Genomic DNA, 1,999 nt, shown 5'->3' with positions numbered 1-1,999 from the left:
GTCTCAAAAAGGATGAAGATTTAATTACTTTATTTGAGTATATCAACACATTATAATCTACATAATTAAAAACAGAATTAAATTCTGATACAATTAAATAAACTCTAGTAAAATAAAATAACCTGCTTAGACATCTAAAATATGTTTTTGCAGGTTATTTTTTAGTCGTAATAATACCATTAGAATATTATTTTTCACTGGTTATTTACTTCAATTTATAACAACAGATGCAAAAGCAATTCCAGCACTACACATGCTCTAAATGGTTAAAAATTCATTAACTTTATAGAGATACTTAATTTCAATTAGGTGTTATTATTGTCTTTATTAACAAGTCAAAACTAAAACCTTAATTATGAAAAAGTGTTTAATAAAATTTTTGATTGCATTTATCTGTTTAGGGGCATCTAATATGGTTGTTTCTCAAAATCAAGGTTTAAATTTGGCCGAAATAGATTTAAACATTAAAAATCGAAGTAAAACCGTTGAAGCAGAAGGCTCACCTTATATCACCGAAGAGTTTCTAGCCTTAAGATTAGAAAATTTTAAAAACAAAATATATAGCGGAAGATACAATGCGTATAATGGAGAAATGGAAATAAAACTGGGTGAAGATAAAATCATTGCTTTAGACAATAATACAGATTATACCATAACATTTATTGCAAGTCTTAAAAAATATAAACCGTATACATATAAAGATGAAAACTTGGATCTTCAACGCGGTTTTTTAGTTGTTGTAAAAGAAGATTCAAGTTTTACTCTATTAAAAAAAGAACAGATAAAGTTTCAAGATAAAGTGAAGCCAAGATCGTCTTATGAAAAAGAAAAAGCTGCTAAATTCATAAAAGAAAGTGACACCTATTATCTAAATTTTAATAATGAAACTAAAATTTTACCTCAAAATAAAAAACAATTTCTAAACTCCTTTCCAGAGTATGAGGTTAAGCTAAAATCTTACATTAAAAAAAATAAGTTAAGTCTTAAAAATGAAAATGACTTAATAACGATTGCCTCCTACTTATCTTCTATTTCTAAAGAATAAAGCTTTTTTTATAAAGACATACTTCATTACACAAGTTCAAATTAACATTCATGTTTTCAATTCTATTTACAACCGTAAATAGCGTAAAAGCATTGTGAATGTTAAATCCATTACTGAAATTTAATAAATGGTTAAATTTTATTAGTTTCGCTAGCTCGTTATTTTTTCTAAAAATTTAAGCCTATTATTTTTAGCAATAAAAGTTAATTAAATGTTAACTAAATCACAAAAAACAGAGAACATTATAATAAAAGAGTCCATAAAACGATAATAATATTATATTGGCCTAAGTGTAAGAAAAACACTATAATTTAAATTAGAAATATTATTGAATTTAACCTGAATTAAAAAAATAAAATCTTAAAATAAACCATGATACGTATTAAACACCTACTTCCTATAATTTTAATTAGTCTAATTTCTTCTGAAATAAGTTATGCACAATTCCAAAACACCAACGAGACAACGTTACAAAGCAGTCTAGATGGTGTACAATTTGCTGTTAAACATAATAATGATAAATCATTTTATGCCATAGGTTCTCCTTTTATAGATGAATCATTTCAAGTTGTAAAACTTGATAAATTTGGAAACCACCTTTTTGCTGCGAGATATAATGCAAATTTAGGTGAAATGCAGATTCAACGTCAAAATGACACTATTGCATTAAATAATTATGAAGACCTCAAAGTTACATTTGCTTTAAACAATAAAGTTTATCAAACACATAGTTACATCAATAAAGAAGGGGTTTCAAAGCAAGGGTTTCTTGTTGTATTAAAAGAGACTGATTCATTAGCTGTTTTAAAAGAAGAAATTGTAAAATTCTATGAAAAAAAACCAGCAGTTACAGGTTATGACAAAGAAAAGCCTGCAGAATACAAAAGACTAAATGATGTTTATTATTACAGACAAGGAGATAAAGTGTCTTTATTACCTCAGAAACGAAAAGAT

At 26.0% G+C, this 1,999-nt stretch carries 2 protein-coding genes; both read left to right on the top strand.

Annotated features, from left to right (window positions below; all coding sequences use genetic code 11):
* Nucleotides 1-355 precede the first annotated feature (355 nt).
* Entirely contained in the window at nt 356-1,045 is a 690-nt protein-coding gene (locus tag ABD730_RS17185; protein WP_334471605.1) for a hypothetical protein, read from the top strand.
* Between the two features lie 372 nt (nt 1,046-1,417).
* Nucleotides 1,418-1,999, top strand: a 582-nt coding sequence (locus ABD730_RS17180; protein WP_344716126.1) for a hypothetical protein, incomplete at its 3' end; no start/stop codon positions are given.

The sequence above is a fragment of the Winogradskyella damuponensis genome (assembly GCF_039538385.1).
GTDB classification, from domain to species: domain Bacteria; phylum Bacteroidota; class Bacteroidia; order Flavobacteriales; family Flavobacteriaceae; genus Winogradskyella; species Winogradskyella damuponensis.
This window is presented reverse-complemented; position numbering and strand designations above follow the sequence as displayed.